The organism is Paraburkholderia lacunae, from assembly GCF_003353175.1.
In the GTDB taxonomy this organism is placed as follows: domain Bacteria; phylum Pseudomonadota; class Gammaproteobacteria; order Burkholderiales; family Burkholderiaceae; genus Paraburkholderia; species Paraburkholderia lacunae.
Map to the genome: position 1 here is coordinate 88287 of NZ_QHKS01000016.1, position 24335 is coordinate 112621.

At 62.7% G+C, this 24335-nt stretch carries 20 protein-coding genes; 17 read left to right on the forward strand and 3 right to left on the reverse strand.

Features of this window, described 5'->3' with window-relative positions; all coding sequences use genetic code 11:
* Positions 1-31: 31 nt before the first annotated feature.
* From DLM46_RS23680 to DLM46_RS23690, 3 genes are all read left to right on the forward strand, one after another.
* Positions 32-973: a LysR family transcriptional regulator gene (locus DLM46_RS23680; protein WP_115104420.1), complete on the forward strand. Its 942-nt coding sequence runs from the start codon at positions 32-34 to the stop codon at positions 971-973.
* Between the two features lie 476 nt (positions 974-1449).
* Positions 1450-1983, forward strand: coding sequence for a MarR family winged helix-turn-helix transcriptional regulator (locus tag DLM46_RS23685; protein WP_115104422.1), 534 nt, complete (start codon positions 1450-1452; stop codon positions 1981-1983).
* Complete coding sequence (locus DLM46_RS23690; protein WP_115104425.1) at positions 1980-3182, forward strand: MFS transporter; 1203 nt, start codon at positions 1980-1982, stop codon at positions 3180-3182. Before DLM46_RS23685 ends, DLM46_RS23690 begins: the two co-directional genes overlap by 4 nt.
* A 31-nt stretch (positions 3183-3213) precedes the next feature.
* On the opposite strand, the gene speB is transcribed toward DLM46_RS23690, so the two are convergent.
* The 3 genes from speB to DLM46_RS23705 all read right to left on the reverse strand — a co-directional run bounded on the left by speB (position 3214) and on the right by DLM46_RS23705 (position 6447).
* Positions 3214-4176 (reverse strand): agmatinase, encoded by a 963-nt coding sequence (gene speB / locus DLM46_RS23695; RefSeq protein WP_115104427.1) that lies wholly within the window; start codon positions 4174-4176, stop codon positions 3214-3216.
* A 136-nt stretch (positions 4177-4312) separates the two neighbouring features.
* Positions 4313-5806: an aldehyde dehydrogenase gene (locus DLM46_RS23700; RefSeq protein WP_115104430.1), complete on the reverse strand. Its 1494-nt coding sequence runs from the start codon at positions 5804-5806 to the stop codon at positions 4313-4315.
* A gap of 89 nt (positions 5807-5895) precedes the next feature.
* Complete coding sequence (locus tag DLM46_RS23705; RefSeq protein ID WP_115104432.1) at positions 5896-6447, reverse strand: cupin domain-containing protein; 552 nt, start codon at positions 6445-6447, stop codon at positions 5896-5898.
* Between the two features lie 422 nt (positions 6448-6869).
* On the opposite strand from DLM46_RS23705, the gene DLM46_RS40475 reads away from it, so the two are divergent.
* The 14 genes from DLM46_RS40475 to DLM46_RS23775 all read left to right on the forward strand — a co-directional run bounded on the left by DLM46_RS40475 (position 6870) and on the right by DLM46_RS23775 (position 24320).
* On the forward strand, positions 6870-7091 hold the full coding sequence (locus DLM46_RS40475) for a hypothetical protein (RefSeq protein WP_244306345.1): 222 nt from the start codon (positions 6870-6872) through the stop codon (positions 7089-7091).
* Between the two features lie 303 nt (positions 7092-7394).
* Positions 7395-8189, forward strand: coding sequence for a gamma-glutamyl-gamma-aminobutyrate hydrolase family protein (locus DLM46_RS23715; RefSeq protein ID WP_115104437.1), 795 nt, complete (start codon positions 7395-7397; stop codon positions 8187-8189).
* Between the two features lie 32 nt (positions 8190-8221).
* On the forward strand, positions 8222-9556 hold the full coding sequence (locus DLM46_RS23720; RefSeq protein ID WP_115104439.1) for a glutamine synthetase family protein: 1335 nt from the start codon (positions 8222-8224) through the stop codon (positions 9554-9556).
* Between the two features lie 62 nt (positions 9557-9618).
* Positions 9619-11067, forward strand: a complete 1449-nt coding sequence (locus DLM46_RS23725; RefSeq protein WP_115104441.1) for an aspartate aminotransferase family protein — start codon at positions 9619-9621, stop codon at positions 11065-11067.
* Positions 11068-11140: 73 nt separating this feature from the next.
* Entirely contained in the window at positions 11141-12262 is a 1122-nt protein-coding gene (locus DLM46_RS23730; RefSeq protein ID WP_115104443.1) for a polyamine ABC transporter substrate-binding protein, read from the forward strand.
* Between the two features lie 213 nt (positions 12263-12475).
* Positions 12476-13639, forward strand: a complete 1164-nt coding sequence (locus tag DLM46_RS23735; protein WP_115104446.1) for an ABC transporter ATP-binding protein — start codon at positions 12476-12478, stop codon at positions 13637-13639.
* Positions 13636-14610: an ABC transporter permease subunit gene (locus DLM46_RS23740; RefSeq protein WP_115104449.1), complete on the forward strand. Its 975-nt coding sequence runs from the start codon at positions 13636-13638 to the stop codon at positions 14608-14610. Before DLM46_RS23735 ends, DLM46_RS23740 begins: the two co-directional genes overlap by 4 nt.
* Positions 14607-15518: an ABC transporter permease subunit gene (locus DLM46_RS23745; protein WP_115104451.1), complete on the forward strand. Its 912-nt coding sequence runs from the start codon at positions 14607-14609 to the stop codon at positions 15516-15518. The genes DLM46_RS23740 and DLM46_RS23745 overlap by 4 nt, the downstream gene beginning before the upstream one ends.
* Positions 15519-15555: 37 nt before the next feature.
* Complete coding sequence (locus DLM46_RS23750) at positions 15556-17124, forward strand: DUF3138 family protein (RefSeq protein ID WP_115104453.1); 1569 nt, start codon at positions 15556-15558, stop codon at positions 17122-17124.
* A 73-nt stretch (positions 17125-17197) separates the two neighbouring features.
* Positions 17198-18490 (forward strand): NAD(P)/FAD-dependent oxidoreductase, encoded by a 1293-nt coding sequence (locus DLM46_RS23755; RefSeq protein ID WP_115104456.1) that lies wholly within the window; start codon positions 17198-17200, stop codon positions 18488-18490.
* Entirely contained in the window at positions 18490-19803 is a 1314-nt protein-coding gene (locus DLM46_RS23760) for an NAD(P)/FAD-dependent oxidoreductase (protein ID WP_115104458.1), read from the forward strand. The genes DLM46_RS23755 and DLM46_RS23760 overlap by 1 nt, the downstream gene beginning before the upstream one ends.
* Before the next feature lie 204 nt (positions 19804-20007).
* Positions 20008-22284, forward strand: a complete 2277-nt coding sequence (locus DLM46_RS23765; RefSeq protein ID WP_425274010.1) for a TonB-dependent hemoglobin/transferrin/lactoferrin family receptor — start codon at positions 20008-20010, stop codon at positions 22282-22284.
* Positions 22285-22344: 60 nt separating this feature from the next.
* The gene (locus DLM46_RS23770; protein ID WP_115104462.1) at positions 22345-23421 is read left to right on the forward strand and encodes a hemin-degrading factor; all 1077 of its coding nucleotides are present in this window, start codon (positions 22345-22347) and stop codon (positions 23419-23421) included.
* Positions 23418-24320, forward strand: a complete 903-nt coding sequence (locus tag DLM46_RS23775; protein ID WP_115104465.1) for a heme/hemin ABC transporter substrate-binding protein — start codon at positions 23418-23420, stop codon at positions 24318-24320. The genes DLM46_RS23770 and DLM46_RS23775 overlap by 4 nt, the downstream gene beginning before the upstream one ends.
* Positions 24321-24335 lie beyond the last annotated feature (15 nt).

The following is a 24335-nucleotide window of genomic DNA, read 5'->3' on the forward strand; positions in this document are numbered from 1 at the left end:
ACTGATCAAATCTCGAAGATCGAGAGGCTCTATGGATCGTCTGGAGGCAATGTCAATCTTCGTGGCAGCGGCGGAAACCGGCAGTTTTTCCGCCGCCAGCCGCAAGCTCGGCACGCCGCTGCCTACCGTCAGCCGCAAGGTGGCGGAACTCGAAGCCCATCTGAACGCACGGCTGCTGGTACGCTCCACGCGCCGGCTGACATTGACCGACGCAGGCACCGCCTACCTTGCCGCCTGCAAGCAGATCCTCGAGCAGGTGACCGACGCGGAAAGCGCGGCATCGGGCGAATACAGCACGCCGCGCGGCGATCTGGTCGTCACCGCGCCAATGGTGTTCGGGCGCCTGCATGTGCTGCCCATCGTCAACGATTTCCTCGCGACATTTCCGGAAATCGCGGTGCGGCTAATGCTGGCGGACCGAACGCTGCATCTGCTCGACGAGCACATCGACGTGGCCTTGCGGATTGGCAAACTGCCCGACAGCAGCATGGTCGCCAGCCAGGTCGGCACCCTGTCCCGGGTGGTCTGCGCCAGTCCGCATTTCCTCGCAGAGAACGGCACGCCGAAGACGCCTGGGGATCTTGCCGGCTTCGCCTGTGTGGATTTCGACGCGCTGCCATCCGGGCCGATCTGGACCTTCGCGGCGCGCGGCGCACGGCAGCAGCAGTCGGTGCCGATCCAGCCGTGCCTGTCCGTCAATACTGCGGAAGCCGCCATCGACGCGGCCATCGCCGGCGTGGGGCTCACGCGCGTGCTGTCGTATCAGGCTGCGCGTGCTGTGGAGGAAGGCAAGCTGCAACTGGTGCTGCGGGAATTCGAACCCGAACCGATTCCGGTCAGCCTGATGCATGCGGGGCAAGGGCCATTGCCGCTGAAAACGCGCAGTTTCATCGACTTCGCCGTGCCGAGGTTGCGGGCTGCTTTGCTTGGGGATAAGGAGCGCTTGCGCGTGGGAGGTATTGCAGGACGTTGATAGTAGTTTTGCCTGCGGCGCCTTGGTTTGTTTTGGTTCGCCTGCGGCGGTGGGTTTATCTTTTGTTATTGGTTTATTAGCGTTGCCCCTGTGCGGGGCGGCACCTACTTTTCTTTGCCGGCCGCAAAGAAAAGTAGGCAAAAGAAAGCGGCTAGAACCGCCAATTCTGAAGCGGGCACCTCGGTCAACCACCGGTAGTGGAAACCTGCCGGACCACACCGTGGTCCATGAGTGCCTGTGACAAGGCAGTCATCCGCCCCTTCTCGCGCTACGCGCTCGCCGGCAAGGTCCATCCCAAACCGCCCGCTCCGATTTTGCCTGGCGACAGCCATCGGCTTCGCCTTGGCGACGCGCTCGCAAGGACGCCGCTAAAGACAAAGAAACCAAGAATATTGCCGTCACAAAAAACCCCTTGCGCTTCGCGCTTAATGTGTGCAACATGCATATATGCATGTTGCACACATTAAGGTGTTTCCATGACGCAGCGCACAGAAAATCTACTCGGCGTGCTGGCTCTGCTGGTCACAGACGAGATGAACGCGCAGGCTTCGGTCGACGCGCTCTCCGGCCCCACGGCTCGCGCCATGCTCAACGCGATCGGTCAATATCCCGACTCGTCTATTGAAGTACTGCGCGAGGCGGTCGACCTTTCGCACCCGGCCGCGGTGCGTGCCGTTGCGGGACTGGTCGAGGCCGGTCTCGTCGAAAAGAAATCCGGCGCGGACAAACGCTCGGTCGCGCTTGCTTTGACCACTTCCGGCAAGCGCGAAGGCAAACGCCTGCAAGCGGCGCGCGACCGGATCCTGCAACGCATCGTCGGCCGGCTCGACGATAGCGAGCGCGACGTGCTCGAAAGCCTGCTGATCAAGATCCTCTGGAACGAAACCCGCGATCCGGCCCACGCCATGCAACTGTGCCGCCTCTGCGACGACGGCCCTTGCCTGAAGGCCGGCTGCCCGGTCGAATGCCACGAACAGGGTCTGCCCATGCCCGCGCGGAGCGGCGCATGAATGCCGCCGCGCCGGCGCGCTGGCCCGCGATCGCCGCGCTGACCGGGGTGTCGGCGCTGTCGCAGATCGGCCAGTTCGGCATCGGCTTCATGGTGCTGCCGGTATGGCTGGCCCATCGCGGACTCGACGCGCCGCGCGCCGGCCTGTTTTCAGCCGCGCAGTGGACCGGCATGCTGGCCGGCTTGCTGATCGCGCCGTGGCTGATGGAGCGCATCGGCGCGAAGCGTACTGTCTCGCTCGGCCTTGCCGCCACGCTCGTCGCGTTCGCCACCATGAGCGCGCTGTGGTGGCCGCTGTGGCTCGTGCCCGGCGTGTTGACCGGCTTCGGCATCGGCCTGCGCTGGATCGCCAACGAAACATGGCTCTATCGCCTCGTCCCCGCTGAATCGAGTGGACGCGTGGTCGGCGTGCATGAAGCGCTGATCGCCGCCGCCGGCGTGATCGGCCCCGCGCTGGCCGCGTGGTGCGCAGTCGACGGACGCACCACGTTCGCGGCCGGTGCCGCCTTCACGTTCGCCGCGGCGCTTCCGCTGTGGCTGACCGCGTCGGACAAGCCGCCTGTCGGCGCAGCACGGCCGGTACGGCCGAATAGCCCCAAGCACCGGCTCACACGAAGCGAATCGATCGGCCCGCTGGTGAGCCTCGGCATGGTGGTCGTCGCGGCCGGCGGCATCGGCGACGGCGCGCTCTACGGTCTCTTCCCGCTATTCGCCGACGCGCACGGTCTTACCGCTACGCAAACAGCGACCTTGCTCACACTGTTCGGCTTCGGCGGGATGGCGTTGCAATTCCCGGTCGGCTGGTTCGCCGACCGCGCGGGACTGGCCGCCGCCGTGATCGTCTGCGCCACGCTCAGCACCCTGGCGATCTGCGGCTTCGCGATGACGGCGCCCGCCTCGTGGCTCGCCGCGGCCAGCGCGCTGCTACTCGGCGGCATGAACAGTTCGTTCATCACGCTCGGCATGTACGCGGCGGCATGCAGCGACAAAGCCGCGCTCACACGCAACATGCGTCTGATTTCGCTCACCTTCACCGGGAGTTCGATTGCGGGCCCGCTCGTCGCCGGCTTCGCAATGAACGCGTTGGGCAGCGACATGCTGATGTGGCAACTGGCCATCATGAGCGGCGCACTCGCCGCCTACACACTGGGCTTGCGCGAAGGCCAGCGTCAGCCCGAACGATCGTCGTCGACGGGCTGAGCCGGTTCCGCGTAAAGCCGATAGAAAGCGCCTAGCGCTCGGCAACCTTGCGTTGCCGCCACAGACACAGCAGATCGCACGCGATATGCGCGGCGGCGATCGCGGTGATCTCGCTCTGGTCATACGCAGGCGCCACCTCCACGACATCCGCGCCCACCAGATTCAACGCCCCGAGCCCACGCACGATGGCGAGCCCCTGCGCCGACGACAAACCGCCCGCCACCGGCGTGCCCGTGCCCGGTGCAAACGCCGGATCGAGACAATCGATATCGAAGGTCAGATACGCGGGCCGCTCGCCGACAATCGACGTGATCCGCTCCACCGCGGCACGCGCACCGTGCTCGTGGACCCACGCGGCATCGAGAATATCGATGCCCATGAAGTCGTCGTTCCACGTGCGGATGCCGACCTGCACCGAGGTATTCGGATCGATCAGACCGTCCTTCACCGCCTTGTAGAACATTGAACCGTGGTTCAGGCTGTCCGGACTGTCGTCCGCCCACGTATCGCAATGCGCGTCGAAATGGATCAGCGAGAGCGGTTTGCCGTACTTCTCCACATGCGCGATCAGCAGCGGATAGGTAATGTAATGATCGCCGCCGAGGGTCAGCATCTTCGCGCCCGAGCGCAGGATCGTGCGCGCGTGCTCGACGATCGATGCCTTGACCGTCAGCGGATTGTGCGCGTCGAACCAGCAGTCGCCGTAGTCGGTCACAGCGAGATCGTCGAACGGATTGAAGCCCCACGGATAGGGATGCAGCTCCGACAGCTGCACGCTGGCCGCGCGCACCGCCGCGGGGCCGAGACGCGCGCCCGAGCGGAACGTGGTGGCCAGATCGAGCGGCACGCCGGAGACGACGACATCGACACCGTCGAGCTCACGCGTGTACTTGCGGCGCATGAACGACAACACACCCGCATAGGTGTTTTCGATCGATGAGCCATAAAGCGACGACCGGCGGATCGCGCCGTCGCCGTAGACGAGTTCAGTCATAGAGGACCTGATACCTGAAAAACATGCCGGAGCCACACGCGGTGCTTCCAGGTGATACGTGCAGCGTCCGGCCTCGGATTCATTGGGAACGCAACGGCGCGTTATCCCCGCGCCGCCGCGCTGGCTTGCGAATCCTTTAGCGCAGCCGCACCAGCGTGGACTTCAGCTCGGTGTACTTCTCCAACGCGTGCAACGACTTGTCGCGGCCGTTGCCCGATTGCTTGTAGCCGCCGAACGGGAAGTTCATGTCCCCGCCTTCGTCGTAGCAATTGACCCACACCGTGCCCGCGCGCAGCTTGCGCGACACCTCGTGCGCGGTGGTCAGGTTCGCGGTCCAGACCGCGGCGGCGAGACCATACTCGCTGTCATTGGCAATCCTGATCGCTTCCTCAACGGTGTCGAACGTAATCACGGACAACACCGGCCCGAAGATCTCCTCGCGCGCGACCTTCGCGCCGGATACCGGAATCTCGAAGATGGTCGGCTCGATATAGAAGCCGCCCGTCTCTTCTTTCACGCGCGAGCCGCCGAGCAGCAACTTCGCTTCGGCGCGGCCCGCTTCGATATAGCCGAGCACGCGTTCGAGCTGCACGTTATCGACGATCGCACCCATCGAGGTTTGCGGATCCAGCGGATTGCCCGGCGTGTAGTTGCGGGCCGCCGCGATCAGCTTGTCGAGGAACACGTCCTTGATGTCGCGATGCACGAGCAGGCGCGAACCCGCCGTGCACATTTCGCCCATGTTGTAGAAGATCGCGCCGGCAGCGGCATTCGCAGCGCGGTCGAGGTCGGGGCAATCCGGCATCACGATGTTCGGCGACTTGCCGCCGAGTTCGAGCCACACACGCTTCAGGTTCGATTGCCCTGCGTACTGCATGATCAGCTTGCCGACGTTGGTCGAGCCAGTGAAGGCGAGACAGTCCACGTCCTGATGCAGCGCCAGCAGCTTGCCCGGCTCGCCCGCACCCGGCACGACGTTGAACACGCCGGCGGGAATGCCGGCCTCGAAAGCGAGTTGCGCGAGGCGAATCGCGGTGAGCGGCGATTTCTCCGAAGGCTTGAGCACCACGCTGTTGCCCGCGGCCAGCGCCGGCCCGAATTTCCACGACGCCATCAGGATAGGGAAATTCCACGGCACCACCGCGGCGACCACGCCGATCGGCTCGCGCGTGACGAGTCCCACCAGATGATGATCGGCCGGCGCCACTTCGCCGCCGACCTTGTCGATCGCCTCGGCGAACCACTCGACGCAATAGGCCGCGCCCGGCACGTCCACGCTGGTCGTGTCGGCGATCGGCTTGCCGGCGTCCAGCGTTTCCAGCAGCGACAGTTCGTCGAGATGCTCACGGATCGACGCCGCCCAGCGCAGCAGAATCGCCTTGCGCTTGCGCGGATTCAGGCCGGCCCACACGCCCGCATCGAATGCTCGGCGCGCGGCCGCCACGGCGGCGTCGACGTCCGCCGCGCCGCTATCGGCGACCTTGGCAAGCAGCTTGCCGTCGATCGGGCTCAGGCAGTCGAACGTGCGGCCGCCGGCAGCGTTGCGGTATTCGCCATCGATAAACGCACGGCCTTCGATTGAAAGCGCAGCGGCCTTGTCTTGCCAGAAGGCGAGAGTTTTCTTGTCCATCAGGATGCCTCAATGTTGTGCGCACGACGCCTATCGGCATCGACTTCATGCGGCATTGAACAGCGTCGCGGCGCGTTGGCGCGGAGTCTTTAGAAAGTGGGCGGCGAATTGGCCGACACGATCTCGCATAGGTGCTCCGCGCTGGGATTGCGAAAACGATGCGGTAAGCGGCTTTCGAAGTAGTAGCTGTCGCCGGGATCGAGCAGCCACGTGGTGCCGTCCACGGTCAATTCGATCTGACCGCTGACCACTACGCCGCCCTCGTGCCCCGCGTGTGCCAGCATTTCCGGCCCGGTATCCGACAAAGGCTGGTAGACCTCGCGCAGAATGCCCATGTTGCGGTCTTTCACACTCGCGCCCGCCAGATAGAACTCGATCGACTCGTTGCCGAGGTTCGGCATGTCCGCGCGGCGCGACACCACTGAGCGCTCCACTTCGACTTCGAAGGTAAAGAACTCGGCAAGACTCATGGGTATGCATTCGAGCAGTTTCTTCAGCGAGCCGACCGACGGGCTCACGCGGTTCTGCTCGATCAGCGAGATCGTGCCGTTGGTCACTCCCGCCCGCTTGGCCAGTTCTCGCTGCGACAGACCATTCTTCTTACGGATGTACTGCAGGCGGGTCGCTACTTCTAAGGACATCGCTAAGTTCTCTGACATAGGAAGACGATCGGGAACGCCTGGATCGAGACAATGCGCTGTGCGCGAGTGTTGAATATTCTAATCACTTTAATCGTCGCGCCTTTGGGGAAAACCCTGAAAGCATTCCGAAATATGAATGACGCAACGAACGTTCCCACTGGGCGAGATTCTAGCCACGCCTTGGGGAAAGCCCTTATAAATCTTTTATAAAAATGATTTGACGGCTTTATTGGCTCGTATACGATGGTTCTCAGGCGATCGTCATGCCGACGTCACGAAGCACGAAAAAGTGTTTTGCGATGTAGCGACTCAGCTTCGCTTCCGCTTCAGGCGATCAACCCAGCGTCCTGTTTATTTAAACGCCCGGTGTGTTTTTCGAGCAGGCCGTTCAATACTTTCAACGTCGCTAGTCGAGTGTCATCGTGAGAGTCCGAGGCCCTTTGGTGAGATGGAATCGTAGTCAGGCGAGATGTCTTCGCGCTGACGGCGCCATCGCCGACGGCAGCAACGGCAGCCTTGCGTTTCGCCGCTTTCTGTCCGTCTTCACGATCCTGTCCCGCCGTTCAGTTCGACGTCACAACTCTGTCTCCGCGCGCGCCTTCATTGCCGTGCGCACGGACGAAGTCGCATCGCTGCTGCCGTAGCGCCTCCCCCCTTTTCGCTGTTCGATTCGTCCGTTTGCGTGAACGCGCTCTATTGAGCCATGCGTTCGTGCATGTGCGGTGCCGTCTGCCGCCTGCACGCTTCACGCGGATCAGACTGGTTGCGCACCGCAGCGGATCGAATCGAACAGCCTGCCTGATTACCACGCGCGGTACGCTCCGTCGTCGGCGACCGCCAGCACTACCCCGGCGGTCCGGCGCTCGGCGCCTGGCTGCGGAATCGTGCCGCGCCGTGTTTAACGTTGTTCATGCGGCGTCCCGCGGGAACACACACGTCTATTCGTTATGCGAACCAAACCTCTAGTCGGCATCAGCGCCGACAGAACGATGATGGGAGTCCACCCGTCGCACGTGGTCGGCGAAAAGTACATCGCTGCGATCGTGGACGGCTCACAGGCGCTGGCGATGCTATTGCCGGCGCTCGGCGAGCGCCAGTCCGCCGCCGACGTGCTCGCCACCGTCGATGGCCTGCTGTTTACCGGCAGCTATTCGAATGTCGAACCGCATCGCTACGGCGGTCATCCCAGCGCACCGGGCACGCTGCACGACGCCGCACGCGATGCGACGACGCTGCCGCTGCTGCGCGCCGCAATCGACGCCGGCGTGCCGGTGCTGGCGGTGTGCCGCGGCTTCCAGGAAATGAACGTGGTTTTCGGCGGGACACTGCATCAAAGCGTTCACGCGGTGGAGGGCTTCAATGACCACCGCGAGAACAAGGAAGACGACCTCGACGTGCAATACGCACCGTCGCATCCGATCACGCTGACGCAGGGCGGCTTGTTGCAGCGTCTTGCCGGCGGCACGGGTGAAGCGCGTGTGAATTCACTGCACGGTCAGGGCGTCGAGCGGTTAGGCGCCGGGCTCGTGGCCGAAGCCACAGCCCCGGACGGATTGATCGAAGCAGTCAGCGTGAAAGACGCGCGCGCCTTCGCTCTGGGTGTGCAGTGGCACCCGGAGTGGAAGCACGCGAACGACGCGCTGTCCACCGCGATCTTCCGCGCTTTCGGCGACGCCTGCCGCGATCGAATGCGCACCAAGGCCGGCTATGGCGCGGCATCCGCCGCCGCCACGCATGCCTGAGCCGGTCGCGCACCAAAACAGAGAGAACAATCATGCATGACATCGACGATTTTCTGAAGAAACACCGCATCACCGAAATCGAAGCGATCATTCCGGACATGGCCGGGATCGCGCGCGGCAAGATCATCCCGCGCAGCAAATTCGAATCCGGCGAGTCCATGCGCTTGCCGCAGGCGGTGATGATCCAGACCGTCACGGGCGATTATCCGGAAGACGGCACGCTCACCGGCGTCACCGATCCGGACATGGTCTGCGTCCCCGATCCGAGCACCATCCGCATCATTCCGTGGGCCGTCGACCCGACCGCTCAGGTGATCCACGATTGCGTTCACTTCGACGGCACGCCGGTCGCCATCTCGCCGCGCCGGGTGCTGCGGCGCGTGCTCGAACTCTACAGGGCCAAAGGCTGGAAGCCGGTAATCGCGCCCGAGCTCGAGTTCTACCTGGTCGACATGAACAAGGACCCGGATCTGCCGCTGCAACCGCCGATCGGCCGGACCGGCCGTCCGGAAACCGGACGCCAGGCGTATTCGATCGAAGCGGTCAACGAATTCGATCCGCTGTTCGAAGACATCTATGAATACTGCGAGGTGCAGGAACTGGAAGTCGACACGCTGATTCACGAAGTCGGCGCCGCGCAGATGGAAATCAACTTCATGCACGGCGACCCGCTCAAGCTCGCCGACAGCGTGTTCCTGTTCAAGCGCACGGTGCGCGAAGCCGCGCTGCGTCACAAGATGTACGCGACCTTCATGGCCAAGCCGATGGAAGGCGAACCCGGCTCGGCGATGCACATGCACCAGAGCCTCGTGGACGAAGAAACCGGCCACAACCTGTTCACCGGCGCGGACGGCAAGCCCACCTCCCTGTTTACGAGCTACATCGCGGGCTTGCAGAAATACACCCCCGCGCTGATGCCGATCTTCGCGCCGTACATCAACTCGTATCGCCGCCTGTCGCGCTTCATGGCTGCGCCGATCAACGTGGCGTGGGGCTATGACAACCGCACGGTGGGCTTCCGGATTCCGCATTCGGGCCCGGCTGCGCGCCGCATCGAGAACCGCATTCCGGGTGTGGATTGCAATCCGTATCTGGCGATCGCCGCGACACTGGCCGCGGGTTACCTGGGCATGACGAAGAACCTCGAAGCCACCGAGCCGCTGCTCAGCGACGGTTATGAATTGCCGTACCAGTTGCCGCGCAACCTCGAAGAGGGCCTGACGCTGATGGGTGCATGCGAACCGATCGCCGAGGTGCTCGGCGAGAAATTCGTCAAAGCCTATCTCGCACTGAAAGAAACCGAATACGAAGCGTTCTTCCGCGTAATCAGTTCGTGGGAGCGCCGGCATTTGCTGCTGCACGTCTAAGACGGGTTTAAGCCCGTCATGGACGTCGAAGAAAAAGCAAACGCAGAACTATTGGAGGCAGTATGAGCTATAGAACAGAAGAAGTCGCTTACGTGCAACCGGCGCAGCCCGCCGCCGGGGCACAGTCGGCTCAGGCCGCACAGCAGCAACGCAGCACCGCCGAATACCGCGCGCTCGACGCCGCGCACCACATTCATCCGTTTTCGGATATGGGCTCGCTCAATCGCGCCGGCAGCCGCGTGATCGTCAAGGCTCAGGGCGTGTACCTGTGGGACTCGGAAGGCAACAAGGTGATCGACGGCATGGCCGGCCTGTGGTGCGTGAACGTGGGCTATGGCCGCAAGGAACTGGCCGACGCAGCGTACCGGCAGATGCAGGAACTGTCCTACTACAACACCTTCTTCAAGACGACGCATCCGCCGGTGATCGAGTTGTCGGCACTGCTCGCGGAGCTTGCGCCGGCACCGTTCAATCACTTCTTCTATTGCAACAGCGGTTCGGAAGGCAACGACACCGTGCTGCGCATCGTCCATCAATACTGGGCGACGCAAGGCAAGCATTCGAAGAAGGTCGTGATCTCGCGCAAGAACGGCTATCACGGCTCGACGATCGCGGGCGGCACGCTGGGCGGCATGGGCTACATGCACGAACAGATGCCGTCGAAGGTCGAAAATATCGTGCACATCGACCAACCGTATTTCTTCGGTGAAGCACAAGGCAATCTGACGCCGGAAGAATTCGCACTGGCCCGCGCGCAACAACTCGAAGCGAAGATTCTCGAAATCGGCGCGGACAACGTGGCCGCGTTTATCGGTGAGCCTTTCCAGGGAGCGGGCGGCGTGATCTTCCCGGCCTCGACGTATTGGCCGGAAATCCAGCGCATTTGCCGCAAGTACGACATTCTGCTGGCCGCCGACGAAGTGATCGGCGGCTTCGGCCGGACCGGCGAGTGGTTCGCGCATCAGCACTTCGGTTTCGAACCGGATCTGATCACGCTGGCCAAAGGCCTGACGAGCGGCTATATCCCGATGGGCGCGGTCGGCCTGCATGACCGTGTCGCCAAAGCGATCATCGAGAACGGCGACTTCAATCACGGCCTCACCTACTCCGGGCATCCGGTGGCCGCCGCTGTCGCGATTGCCAACCTCAAGCTGCTGCGCGACGAAAAAATCGTCGAGCGCGTCAAGAGCGATACGGGTCCGTACTTCCAGAAGAAGCTGCGCGACACCTTCGCTAACCATCCGATCGTCGGCGAAATCTCCGGCGCGGGACTCGTGGCCGGCCTGCAACTCGCGGAAAACCCGAAGGCGCGCAAGCGTTTCGCCAACGGCGGCGACGTCGGCACGATCTGCCGCGACTTCTGCTTCAACGGCAACCTGATCATGCGCGCCACCGGCGACCGGATGCTGCTGTCGCCGCCGCTCGTGATCACGAAACTGGAAATCGACGAAATCGTTTCGAAGGCCAAAAAGGCCATCGACGCGACTGCACAACAACTCGGAATTTCGTAACGGCAGTTCGTTCCGGCATGGGCACACCCACGATCCATGTTCATGCCGGTTCTTCACATCAAGGGAAAAAACCATGAGCGTTAGTCATCTTCGTCATGCGGTCGCGGGGGCCGCGCTTCTCGCCTTCACGGGTTTTGCGGCGCTGTCGGTCACGCCGGCCCTTGCGGCCGACACGGAACTGAACGTCTACAACTGGTCGGACTACATTGCGAAGGACACGATTCCGAACTTCGAGAAACAAGCCGGGATCCACGTCAAATACGACAACTACGATAGCGATGACACGTTGCAGGCCAAACTGCTTGCCGGCAGTTCCGGTTATGACATCGTGGTGCCGACGTCGAACTATATGGCCAAGCAGATCCAGGCCGGTGTGTACCAGAAGCTCGACAAGTCGAAGATCCCGAATCTCGCGAATCTCGACCCCGTGCTGATGAAGATGATTTCCGACGCCGATCCGGGCAACCAGTACGGTGTGCCCTGGGCGTACGGCACCGACGGTATCGGCTATAACGTGCAGGCCGTCAAGAAGGCGCTCGGCGACAACGCGCCGGTGGATAGCTGGGCACTCGTGCTGGATCCGGCCAATCTGTCGAAGCTGAAGAGTTGCGGCGTGTCGTTCCTCGACCAGGCCGTCGACGTGTTCGCCGCCACGCTGCAATACATGCACAAGGACCCGAACAGCACGAACCCCGCGGACTATCAGGCCGCCTTCGAAGTGCTGAAGAAAGTCCGCCCGTACATTACCCAATTCAACTCGTCAGGCTACATCAACGACCTCGCGAACAATGACATCTGCGTCGCGCTCGGCTGGTCCGGCGACGTCGGCATCGCGAGCCGCCGCACTGCTGAAGCAAAACGCTCGTATCAGATCAAATTCTCGAACGCGAAGGAAGGCGGCCTGCTGTGGTTCGACGTGATGGTGATTCCGAAAGACGCGCCGCATCCTGAAGCCGCGTTGAAGTGGATCAACTACATCTCGGACCCGAAGGTCAACGCGGCGATCACTAACGAGGTGTTCTACCCGACCGCGAACAAGGCCGCGCGCCAATTCGTCACGCCGGCCGTCGCCGAGGACAAGACCGTTTATCCGGGCGACGAGGTGTTGGGCAAGATGACGCTGATGAAGCCGATGCCGACCGACATCCTGCGCCTCGAAAACCGCCTTTGGGCACAGCTCAAGACCGGCCACTGATTTTAGCCAACCCGACGAAGCATTATTGATCCCGCGCTCAGGGATCGCTCGAACCCTGAGCGCTTGAATGGCAGCTACTGTAGTCAGCCTGCGTGCTATTGGGTCCCACCGGCGCGCAGTCCCATGTTTCCGATCGCAGCGCATCTTGCGAGCCGCTTCAGGCGCCTCGTACGGAGACACTTGCGCCCGCGATCCGCAAGGAATGGTTACATCATGAACTCGACGATCTCACAAAGCGCCGCCGGCGCCACCCAGATGGCCCGCACCGCACCGACGACGAAATCGAAGTCGGATGAATTTGTCCGCATCGAAAACGTCGTGAAGAAATTCGGCGACAGCACCGCTGTCGACAACGTCAACCTGAACATCGCGAAGAACGAACTGTTCGCGCTGCTCGGCAGCTCCGGCTGCGGCAAGTCCACGCTCCTGCGCATGCTCGCGGGGCTCGAGACGGTCACGTCCGGGCGCATCTTCGTCGACGGCGAAGACCTCGCCGCGATGCCGCCGTACAAACGGCCGGTCAACATGATGTTCCAGTCGTACGCGCTCTTCCCGCACATGAGCGTCGAAGCGAACATCGCCTTCGGCCTCAAGCAGGAAGGCACGCCGAAGAACGAGATCAAGGAACGCGTCGCCGACGCGCTCAATCTCGTGCAGATGAGCAAGTACGCGCAGCGCAAGCCGCATCAGCTCTCCGGCGGCCAGCAGCAGCGTGTGGCGCTGGCCCGCTCGCTGGTGAAGCGCCCGAAGCTGCTGCTGCTCGACGAACCGATGTCGGCGCTGGATAAGAAGATCCGCCAGAAGACCCAGCTCGAACTGGTCAACATCATCGAAAAGGTCGACGTGACCTGCGTGATGGTCACGCACGATCAGGAAGAAGCCATGACGATGGCCGGGCGCCTCGCGGTGATGAGCGAAGGCCGCATCGTCCAGATCGGCTCGCCCAGCCAGGTGTACGAGTTTCCGAATAGCCGCTTCTCGGCCGAATTCATCGGCTCGACCAATCTGTTCGAGGGCACGGTGGTCGAGGACGAGCCGGACCATATCTTCGTCGAAAGCGACGACCTCGAAGCGCGCATGTATGTGAGCCACGGCGTTACCGGCCCGCTCGGCATGCCGGTTGGCATCTCGGTGCGCCCCGAACGCGTGAAGGTGTCGCTCGACAAACCCGCCACGCCGCACAACTGGGCGCGCGGCGTGGTCTCGGATGTCGCGTACATGGGCAGCTATTCGCTGTATCACGTGCGTCTGCCGAGCGGCAAGACCGTGGTGTCGAATCTTTCCAGCTCGCACCTGATGAGCGAAGGTGCGCCGTCCTATAACGACAACGTGTTCGTCTACTGGTCGCCGGCTAGCGGCGTGGTGCTGACGCAATGAGAAATCCCGCCACCACCTCCCCCGCGGCGCTCGGCGCGCCGTCCGGCAGCCGCCTGCTCGGCTCGCTGAAAAAACGCCTGTCGATACTGGTGCCGTCGGGCCGCTCGACCGTGATCGGCGTGCCGTTCCTCTGGCTCACGGTGTTCTTCGCGTTGCCGTTCGTGCTGGTGCTGAAGATCAGTTTCGCCGATCTGCGCCTGGGCATTCCGCCGTACACGGATCTCGTGACGGTCAAGGACGGCATGGTGCACTTCGCGATGCAGCTGAGCCACTACGCGTTCCTGCTGCAGGACGACCTGTACGTCGCCACCTATATCAGCTCGCTGAAGATGGCCGCGGTCTCGACGATCTGCTGCCTGTTGATCGGCTACCCGATCGCGTACTACATCGCCCGTTCGGAGCCGAGCACCCGCAACCTGCTGATGATGGGCGTGATGCTGCCGTTCTGGACGTCGTTTCTGATTCGCGTCTATGCGTGGATCGGCATTCTGAAGGACGACGGCCTGCTCAATCACACGCTGATGGCGATCGGCATGATTCATTCGCCGTTGCGTCTCTACCACACTGATATTGGCGTGTATATCGGCATGGTTTATTCGTATTTGCCGTTCATGGTGATGCCGTTGTATGCGCACCTGGTCAAGATGGACCTGACGCTGCTCGAAGCCGCTTACGACCTCGGCTGCAAACCGTGGACCGCGTTCACGCGCATCACCTTGCCGCTGTCGAAGAACGGCATCATCGCCGGCAGTTTGCTGGTGTTCATTCCGGCGGTCGGCGAGTACGTGATTCCTGAGCTGCTCGGCGGCGCCGACACGCTGATGATTGGCCGCGTGATGTGGGATGAATTCTTCAACGATATGGACTGGCCAATGGCATCCGCCGTCACCGTCGCCATGGTTCTGCTGCTGCTCGTGCCGATGGCCGTGTTCCAGTACTACCAGGTCAAGGAACTGGAGGGCTCGAAATGATCAAGCCGAATAAACCTCTTTCCGTCGGCGTGCTGTCGTTCGGGTTTCTGTTCCTGTATATCCCGATCCTCAGCCTGATCGTGTATTCGTTCAACGAGTCGAAGCTCGTCACCGTCTGGTCCGGCTTCTCGCTGAAATGGTATGGCGCGCTGTTGCATGACGGCGAACTGCTCAGCGCCGCGTGGCTGTCGCTGAAGATCGGTCTGCTGACCGCTTGCGCTTCGGTGGTGATCGGCACGTGGGCCGGTTTCGTGCTCGCCCGCTTCGGACGCTTTCGCGGCTTCACGCTGTTTGCCGGCATGATCAACGCGCCGCTCGTGATTCCCGAAGTGATTCAGGGCATCTCGCTGCTGTTGCTGTTCGTCGCGCTCGAACAGATGCTGGGCTGGCCGAAGGGCCGCGGCCTCTTCACGATCTGGATCGGCCACGTGATGCTGTGCGTGTCCTACGTGGCGATCATCGTTCAATCGCGGGTGAAGGAGCTCAACAAGTCGCTCGAAGAAGCCGCACTCGATCTCGGTGCCACACCCCTCAAGGTGTTCTTCCTGATCACGCTGCCGCTGATCTCGCAGGCGCTGATGTCCGGCTGGCTGCTGTCGTTCACGCTGTCTTTCGACGACCTCGTGCTGTCCGCCTTTCTGTCCGGACCGGGTTCGACCACGCTGCCGCTCGTCGTGTTTTCGCGGGTGCGCCTCGGCCTGAATCCGGAAATGAATGCGCTGGCAACGATCTTCATCACCACGGTGACGATCGGCGTGATCGCCGTGAACCGCTGGATGCAGCTGCGCGAACGCAAACGCAACCGCGACATGCAGATGGCTTTCGCGCTCGCCGAAGCCGCCGACCCATTGCCTGCCGTGCCACAACAAGCCACCGTACGAAAGTCTCTCGATACGGCACGGGCATAAGAAGTCCATTGCAATACGACCAACAAGGAGAATTTGCATGAGAAAGAAGCTCATCTGCCTGCTGGTGGCGGGGAGTCTGCCGGGCTTTGCCATGGCGGATGCCACCAGCGACCAGATCAAGGCGCTACAGGCCCAGCTGAACGCGCTGCAAAAGGAGGTGAAGCAACTGCGCGCGGAAGTCGCCAGCAAGCCCAAGGCGGCGACGGCGGCCCCTGCCCCTGCCCCGGCAGTGGCTGCCACGCCGGTCGACATTTCATCGCCTGATTACGGCAGCGCCCGCGCGACGCTGACCAACGACGAAGTCACGACGATGAAGCAGCAGATCGCCAACCAGCAGTTGAAGGTCGACTCGCTGGTGGACGCGGCCAATACCGGTCCGATCGCGGGTCTGTCGGTGACGGGCTATATCGACCCGACCTACATCTATAACCGCGCACAAAGCAGCTCGTCGTTCCTGTTCGCGAACCATGAGAGCGCCTACAACTACTTCAACAGTACGTTCGGCGATCTCTACCTCGACATCAAGAAGACCTTCGGTGTCGGCCCGATGGCGCCGTCGGCGGAAATCACCTTGATGCCGAACCGCGGCAACGGTATTACGCTGCTGACGAACGAGCACGGCAACATCGGCAACAACCTCCTGAACACGGCGGTCGTCAATGTGCCGATCACGGCGACCACGACGTTCGTTGCCGGTTTGATTCCGAGCTTCGGCGGCTACGAAGTGCAGCAATCGAACCAGATGCTGACGCTCACGCACAACCTGCTGTATGACTTCTCGGATCCGGGCAGCTACATCGGCGTGGGTGCGAACTATACGTCGGGCAACTGGGCGTGGAAGTTCTTCCTCGGCAACGAGCAGTACCGCACGTACGGCGCGACGACGCAGATCGGCACCAACTCGCTAGGCGATCCGATCACGACCAGCAACAAGATCCCGACCTTCACGGCGCGAACGGACTACACGTGGTCGAGCGCACTCGATATCGGCGGTTCGTTCAACATCGGCCGTCAGACGCTGCCGAGCGCGACCAACGCGACTACCGGTGCGGTCACCTACGGCGTAGGCGGCAACGCGCCGGGCGCGGGCAGCACGTTCTTCTTCACCGAAGCCGACCTGGCCTACACGCTCGCCGACGTGCAGTACAACGCCGAAGTGGACTACGGCCAGGCGCAGAACGCTGCGTTCAACGGCGGCCAGGCGCAGTGGTACGGCCTGTCGCTGCTCGCGCACCGCAAGTTCAATCTGCCGGTGGTCGGCCGAATGGGCGCCACGGTGCGCTACGACCTGCTCGTCGACAGCAAGAACGGCGGCGGCGGCGGTGGCATCGCGCTGAATTCGAACGGCATGGACACGGCGGACGGCTTCGGTATCGGCGCGGACTGCCTGGCCAATTCGAAGGCGAACGGCGGTCTCGGCTTCGAGTGCAAGGGCGCCACCCGTCAGGACGTTTCGCTCGATCTGTTGTTCTACCCGACCCAGCAAATTACGGTCAAGGTGGAATACCGCCACGACTGGGCCAACAAACAGGTGTTCCTGAAGAACGACGGTTCATACGGCAAGTCCAACGACCTGCTGGCGACCCAATTCATCTACTCGTTCTAATCCGCATCGCCCGAACGAGCGGCCCGGTCTTATCGAAGGCCGCGCGTTCGGGCGTCTTCCGCAAGCTCTGCCTATGCTCCCATTCTCGAAGCAGCCTCACGTCGCCTCGTATTACGCAGCAACCGCCAACGACACCACCCGCCATCCCCAGCTCGAAGACACGCTGAGCGTCGACGTCTGCGTGATCGGCGCCGGGCTCACCGGCATTTCGACCGCGCTGAACCTCGCGGAACGCGGCCATTCGGTCGCCGTGCTCGAAGCCTCGAAAGTCGGCTGGGCGGCGAGCGGCCGCAACGGTGGCCAGTTGATCGGCGGTTTTGCGTGCGATATCGATACGTTTGCGAAGTTCATGCCGGCGGATGACGTGAAGCGTGTTTGGGACATGGGCCTCGAAACACTGGATATCGTCAAGGAACGCGTCGCGAAACATCAAATCGACTGCGATCTGACTTTGGGTTATCTGACCGCGGCGAACAAACCGCGCGATACGGACGCGCTGCGCAAATGGCGCGACGAAGCGCACACGCGCTTCGGCTACGACCGCTTCCGTTACGTCGAGCGCGAAGGTCTCGACGAATACGTCGAATCGTCGCGCTACCTGGGCGGGCTGTTCGATCCGGACAGCGGCCATCTGCACCCGTTGAATTACACGCTGGGTCTTGCACGCGCGGCACGCGCGGCCGGCGTGAAGATTTTCGAAGACAGCTGCGTCACCGTGCTGCGCGAGGAAAACGGCCGGCATGTGGCCGACACGGCGCGCGGCAAGGTGCACGCGCAATTCGTCGTGCTCGCGTGCAACACATACCTCGGCAAACTGGCGCCCGACGTGGCGAGCAAAATCATGCCGGTCGGCACCTACGTGATCGCCACCGAACCGCTCGACCCCGACCGCGCCGAAGCGCTGATGCCCGCGAAGGCCGCCGTCTGCGACAGCCGCTTCGTGCTCGACTACTTCCGCCCTGCCCCCGACAACCGTCTGTTGTGGGGCGGCAAGGTCAGCTATTCGACCTTCGCGCCGCGCAAGCTCGGCGAGGCGATGCGCCGCGACATGCTGAAAACCTTCCCGCAACTCGACGACGTCAAAATCGACTATGCGTGGGGCGGTTTCGTCGATATCACGATGAATCGCGCGCCGCATTTCGGCCGCCTCTCGCCGACGGTGTATTTCGCGCAGGGCTTCTCGGGCCACGGCGTGAACACCACGGGTCTCGCGGGCAAACTGATCGCCGAGGCGATCGACGGCCAGGCGTCGCGCTTCGATCTGTTCGGCAAGATTCGTCACCGCGACTTCCCCGGCGGCGCTACACTGCGCACCCCCGCCCTCGTACTCGCGATGGCCTGGTATCGAATGAAGGACCTGCTTTGATGAACGCTACTGTCAACACGCTCGACCGCCGCGCCGATGCGCTGATCGCCAACTCCTACTATGAAGCGAGCGCCGCCCGGCCTCTCGTCGACGATCCGATGCTCGACAGCACGCTGGAGGCCGACGTCTGCGTGATCGGCGCGGGTTTTTCCGGTTTGTCGGTGGCGCTCGAATGCCGGGCGCGCGGCTTGTCGGTGGTCGTGCTCGATGCGCATCGCCCGGGCTGGGGCGCATCGGGCCGCAACGGCGGGCAGACGCTGGTGGGCTTCGCCAAAGACGAAATCATCGAGAAGCAACTTGGCCTCGACGGAGCGCGCGCCGCGTGGGCGATGTCGGTGGAAGGCGTCGCGCTGGTGCGCGAGCGCATCGAACGCTACGGGATCGATTGCGATTTCACCGCGGGCTATCTGACGGTGGCGACCAAACCGAAACGCGTGCCGGACTTGCGCGCGTGGATGGAGTCGGCCGCGCAGCGCTGGGGCTATACGAAACTCGCGTGGCTCGATACCGACGAAGTGCGCGCGCGCGTCGCTTCGCAACGCTATCTGGCCGGCGTCTACGACCCGTTTTCAGGCCACCTGCATCCGCTCAAATACTGTCTCGGTCTCGCCGATGCGGCGCGGCGCGAAGGCGCGCAACTGTTCGCACATTCGCCGGTGATCGAGGTGGTGCGCGGCGCGAAACCCATTGTGCGTACCGCGACCGGCGAAGTGCGCTGCCGTTTCGTCGCGGCCTGCGGCAATGCGACCATCGGCGATGTGTTGCCCGCGCCGGTCGCTGCGCGCATCGCACCGATCGCGTCGTACATCGTCGCCACCGAGCCGCTCGGTCAAGCGCGTGCCGACGCGCTGATCGCTGGACGCGAGGCGATTTGCGACAACAACTTCTTCCTCGATTACTTCCGTCTGTCGGCCGATCATCGCGTGCTGTTCGGCGGGCGAGCGAGCTCGACCGGCGCATCGCCCGTGCAACTCGGCGAAGAGATTCGCAAACGCATGATCGGCGTGTTCCCGCAACTGGCCGACGTGCGGATCGACTATGCGTGGGGCGGTTTCGTCGACGTGACGCGCAATCGCGCGCCCGATTTCGGCTCGATCGATCCGAACTACTTCTACGTGCAGGGCTTTTCCGGCCACGGCGTCGCGTTGACCGGCATCGCCGGGCGCATCGTGGCGAAAGCGATGGCGGGCGAAACAGCGGCCTTCGACCTGTTCGCCCAGCTGCGCCACGCGCGCTTTCCGGGCGGCCCGGCATTGCGCGGACCGGCACTCGAACTCGGCATGATGTATCACCGGATTCGCGAGTTGTTCTAGCCCCAAGTCACGCGCCGATTGTTGTTGACAATGATTCTCATTACCATTAAAGTCAGTCTTTCGTAAAGCTAACGATTTTATTGATTTAGCTTTACCTGTTTTTTTACCTGTTAACTACGCCCAGCCCAACCTCTATTGGGCTGCCAGCCAGGTGCCGTGAATCACCCAGCGAGCTTGTCGGGTCTCTTCGTCGGGGATTTTCACGTGCATCCTTCTCGTCTCGCGCGGCGTCCGCTGTCCGCCATGCTTGCTGGCGTTTATGGCGTCGTTGGCTTCTGGCCTCATGTTCATGCGGCAACCGAATCGTCTGCTACCGCGATCAATCAAGCCGCTGCGCAATATGCCGAGTTGCGCGGTACCTCGGACGTGCTCGACCCGGTAACGGTCACCGCGACCCGGACTGCAACGAAAGCAAGCCACACCGCAGCCAGCGTCTCCGTCATCACGGCCGAAGAACTGGAAGAACAGCAGGCGGAGAACATCAAGGACGCGCTGCGCTACGAGCCGGGAGTTACTGTCCGGCGCACACCCTATCGGCCGACCTCGTCAGCCGCAGCCGGAGGGCGCGACGGCGACTCGAGCATCAATATCCGTGGTCTCGAAGGCAACCGCATCCTGCTGATGGAGGACGGTATCCGTCTGCCGAATTCGTTCAGCTTTGGTCCGCTGGAAGCGGGTCGCGGCGACTATGCGGACATCGGCACCTTGAAGCGCATCGAAATTCTGCGAGGTCCGGCCTCGGCATTGTATGGAAGCGATGGCCTGACCGGTGCCGTCAACTTCATCACCAAAGACCCGCAGGATCTGCTCAACATCTACGGCAAAAAAACGTACTTTTCGGTACGGCCAAGTTACGAATCGGCCGGCCGCAGCTTCGGCGCGACCGTTCAGGCCGCGGGCGGCAACGACATGATCCAGGGCATGGTGATAGCCGATGGCCGGCGCGGCCACGAACTGGACGGCACCGGCTCGAACAATTCGGCGGGTCCGAACCGCGGAACGGCGAATCCGCAGGACACCTACTCTGAATCGGTACTCGGCAAGCTTGTGATCAAGCCCACGGCACGCGACACGTTCAAGTTCACGGCCGAAACCGTCAGGCAGCGTATCGACAGCCATGTGCTGTCCGCGGTGAATCCACCGGCCACGCTCGCGCTGACGGCAAACGACCGCCTCGAGCGCAACCGTTACAGCCTCGACTACGACTTCAGTAACGACGCTGCGCGATTCTTCCAGACCGCGCACGTCCAGTTCTACTACCAGGACGCTTCGCAGGACCAGAAGTCCTACGAGACACGCGGGTCACAACCGTCGCGAAGCCGCGACAACAATTACAGCGAACGCATCATAGGCGGTTCCGCGTTTGCAGAGAGCACCTTTCACACGGGCGTCCTCACGCACAAGCTCCTGTACGGCGGCGACGGCAGTGTCGACCGAATCACCAACCTGCGCAATGGCACGGTTCCAGGTGCGGGCGAAGCGCCCTTCCCCAACAAGGCCTTTCCGGATACCGATTACACGCTTCTCGGTGCCTTCCTGCAGGACCAGATCAGTTTCGGCGCGTTGACGGTCACGCCAGGCCTGCGCTTCGATAGCTACCGGCTCAGCGCAAAGACAGGTGACCCGCAGTACACGGGCACGCCGGTTTCGTCGAGCGACAACGCGCTGTCGCCGCGGCTTGCCGTGCTCTACGAAGTGTCACCGGCGCTCATTCCGTACGCCCAGTATGCCCATGGTTTTCGTGCGCCGTCGCCGGACCAGGTGAACAACAGCTTTGCCAACCCGCTCTATGGCTACACGTCGATCGGCAATCCGAACCTCAAGCCGGAAACCAGCGACACCATTGAAGCTGGGCTGCGCGGCAAACTCGGCACCGGCTTCGGACCGCTCAGTTATAGCGCGGTGGTGTTCGCGGGCCGCTATCGGGATTTCATTTCGCAGCAGACCGTTGGCGGCACCGGCAGGCCGACCGACCCTCTCGTCTTCCAGTACGTCAATTTTGGCAAGGCTCGCATTCACGGCCTTGAAGGTCGCGCCGAATGGTTCCTGCCGAAGGGCTTTTCCGTGAAGACAGCTATGGCGTTCACCAAAGGCAGCGTCGAAAACACCGGGGCCGCGAATCAACCGCTGGACACCATCAACCCGTTCTCCGCCGTATTCGGTGTGCGTTACGAGCCGGGCGAACGATGGTTCGCACAGGCAGACCTGCTGTTCCAGGCGGCCAAGAGATCCAGCGACATCACGCCTAAAAGCTGCAGTTCGGCAACGTGCTTTGCACCACCGTCATCGTTCGTGGTCGACTTGCGCGGCGGCTATCGATTCAGCAAGCACGTGGCCGCGTATCTCGGCGTGTTCAACCTGTTCGACCGGAAATACTGGAACTGGTCGGACGTGCGGGGCATCGCCGACAGCTCGTCGATCAAGGACGCGTATACCGCGCCGGGGCGGAACGTCTCCGTCAGCATGAAGATCGACATGTAACGGCGAGCGCTTCGGCCTCTCCGATTTTCATTGCGCCATCCTCAATCTCAGGAGCCTGCCATGCAAAACACCGCTCGCCTTGACGCCACTTCGTTGCAACAGTTGCGTCATGCCTTCGTCGCCCTCAAGACCGACAAGAAGCTGCGTAATCGCGATGCCGCGCTCGCGCTCGGCATCAGCGAAGGCGAGGCACTCGCCGCGTTTGCCGGCGAGCATGTCGTGCGCCTGACGCCGCGCTTTATCGAGCTGTTCGAAGAAGTGCCACAGCTCGGTCCAGTCATGGCGCTCACGCGCAATGAAGCTGCCGTCCATGAAAAAGACGGGCAGTACGGGAACATGAGCCACAACGGCGACATCGGCCTTGTATTGGGCGGCACAATTGACCTGCGGGTCTTCTACCAGCACTGGGCATCGGGCTTCGCCGTGCGCGAGGCGACGGCTCACGGTGAACAGAAGAGTCTGCAATTTTTCGATGCTCAAGGCCACGCGGTACACAAGATTTTCCTGCGCGAACACAGCGATCACGCGGCGTTCGACGCTTTCGTCGAGCGCTGGGGCGCGGCCGAGCAGGTGCCGGGTCTGATGCTGGGCGAACTGGCAGCCCCCCCGGTCATCAAGGACGATAGCGAATTCGACGTGCCGGCATTTCATGCGGCGTGGGACGCGATGAGCGACACGCATCAATTCTTCGGCATACTGCGTAAATTCGGGCTCGCCCGCACGCAGGCGCTGCGCCTCGCGCAACGGCGCTATGCGCAGCCCGTCGCCACCGGAGTGTTGCAGAACCTGTTGGTCCGCGCGTCTGAAAGTGCCGTATCTATCATGGTGTTCGTGGGCAATCGCGGCATGATTCAGATTCACAGCGGCCCGATCAAGACCATCCGTGTCATGGGCGCCTGGCTCAATGTGCTGGACCCGGATTTCAACCTGCATCTGCGCACGGACCTGATTGCGAGTGCCTGGGTGGTTCGTAAGCCGACGGCCGACGGCATAGTCACGTCGCTGGAGCTCTTCGACTCGCGGGGCGAAAACATCGCGATGCTGTTCGGCACGCGCAAACCCGGCACGCCTGAACTCGACGGGTGGCGCGAATTGATCGCGGAGATCGAGGCGCTGCGCGATGAGGCTTCGGCATGAATTCCGGGCGCGTGAATGGAGCTCGCCGCGCCATCGTGCTCGGCAGTGGTGCGCTCCTGTTTACTGGAATGCCCCTACGTGCGAATGCTCGAGGGCGGCAGCGGCGAGTCATCGTTGTCGGCGGTGCGCTGGCCGAAATCGTCTATGCGCTCGACGCGCAAGCGAATGCACGCGGCGTGCTGGTCGCAACCGATACGACCTGCACGTTCCCCGCCGCTGCAGGCGCCTTACCGAAGGTCGGTTATCAGCGAGCGCTATCGGCGGAAGGACTGCTATCGTTGCGGCCCGACCTGATTCTGGCGTCTTCGGAAGCGGGACCGCCGAACGTACTGAGCCAGGTGAAGCAGGCGGGTGTAGAAGTGGTGACGTTTGCTGAGCGCCACGACGTCGACTCTGTGCGCGAGAAGATTGCCGGCATTGCCCGGACGCTCGACGCGGGCGAGGCGGGCAAGTCGCTGCAGGCTCGCTTTGACGAGCAATGGAAGGCGGCCCGCCAGACAGTCGACGCATCGCCACTCGCCATGCGAACGCAACCGCCGCGCGTGCTGTTCGTGCTCAACAACACCGGCAATCAGGCGTTTGTCGCCGGGCAGCGTACCGCCGCCGATGCCATGCTCGCCTATGCCGGAGCGCGCAACGCGATGCAGGGCTTCAACGGTTACCGGCCGTTGTCGGCCGAAGCGCTGGTCAGCGCGGCGCCCGACATCGTGCTTACCACCGACGAAGCGCTGAGCGCAACGGGCGGTGCCGACAAAATGCTCGCGAGTCCCGGCTTCGGCGCCACGCCTGCTGGCCGGGCGAAAAGGGTCGCGTCGCTCGACACCCTGTTCATGCTCGGCTTTGGTCCCCGGTTGCCCGCTGCCGTGGCGACGCTCAACCAGCGTCTGGGGCAGGCTTGACGAACACAGGTTCTT

Excerpts from the sequence above, each read along its gene's own strand:
- DLM46_RS23680 (WP_115104420.1), top strand. The coding sequence starts at position 32 with ATGGATCGTCTGGAGGCAATGTCAATCTTCGTGGCAGCGGCGGAAACC.
- DLM46_RS23685 (WP_115104422.1), top strand. The coding sequence starts at position 1,450 with ATGACGCAGCGCACAGAAAATCTACTCGGCGTGCTGGCTCTGCTGGTC.
- DLM46_RS23690 (WP_115104425.1), top strand. The coding sequence starts at position 1,980 with ATGAATGCCGCCGCGCCGGCGCGCTGGCCCGCGATCGCCGCGCTGACC.
- speB (WP_115104427.1), bottom strand. The coding sequence starts at position 4,176 with ATGACTGAACTCGTCTACGGCGACGGCGCGATCCGCCGGTCGTCGCTT.
- DLM46_RS23700 (WP_115104430.1), bottom strand. The coding sequence starts at position 5,806 with ATGGACAAGAAAACTCTCGCCTTCTGGCAAGACAAGGCCGCTGCGCTT.
- DLM46_RS23705 (WP_115104432.1), bottom strand. The coding sequence starts at position 6,447 with ATGTCCTTAGAAGTAGCGACCCGCCTGCAGTACATCCGTAAGAAGAAT.
- DLM46_RS23715 (WP_115104437.1), top strand. The coding sequence starts at position 7,395 with ATGCGAACCAAACCTCTAGTCGGCATCAGCGCCGACAGAACGATGATG.
- DLM46_RS23720 (WP_115104439.1), top strand. The coding sequence starts at position 8,222 with ATGCATGACATCGACGATTTTCTGAAGAAACACCGCATCACCGAAATC.
- DLM46_RS23725 (WP_115104441.1), top strand. The coding sequence starts at position 9,619 with ATGAGCTATAGAACAGAAGAAGTCGCTTACGTGCAACCGGCGCAGCCC.
- DLM46_RS23730 (WP_115104443.1), top strand. The coding sequence starts at position 11,141 with ATGAGCGTTAGTCATCTTCGTCATGCGGTCGCGGGGGCCGCGCTTCTC.
- DLM46_RS23735 (WP_115104446.1), top strand. The coding sequence starts at position 12,476 with ATGAACTCGACGATCTCACAAAGCGCCGCCGGCGCCACCCAGATGGCC.
- DLM46_RS23740 (WP_115104449.1), top strand. The coding sequence starts at position 13,636 with ATGAGAAATCCCGCCACCACCTCCCCCGCGGCGCTCGGCGCGCCGTCC.
- DLM46_RS23745 (WP_115104451.1), top strand. The coding sequence starts at position 14,607 with ATGATCAAGCCGAATAAACCTCTTTCCGTCGGCGTGCTGTCGTTCGGG.
- DLM46_RS23750 (WP_115104453.1), top strand. The coding sequence starts at position 15,556 with ATGAGAAAGAAGCTCATCTGCCTGCTGGTGGCGGGGAGTCTGCCGGGC.
- DLM46_RS23755 (WP_115104456.1), top strand. The coding sequence starts at position 17,198 with ATGCTCCCATTCTCGAAGCAGCCTCACGTCGCCTCGTATTACGCAGCA.
- DLM46_RS23760 (WP_115104458.1), top strand. The coding sequence starts at position 18,490 with ATGAACGCTACTGTCAACACGCTCGACCGCCGCGCCGATGCGCTGATC.
- DLM46_RS23770 (WP_115104462.1), top strand. The coding sequence starts at position 22,345 with ATGCAAAACACCGCTCGCCTTGACGCCACTTCGTTGCAACAGTTGCGT.
- DLM46_RS23775 (WP_115104465.1), top strand. The coding sequence starts at position 23,418 with ATGAATTCCGGGCGCGTGAATGGAGCTCGCCGCGCCATCGTGCTCGGC.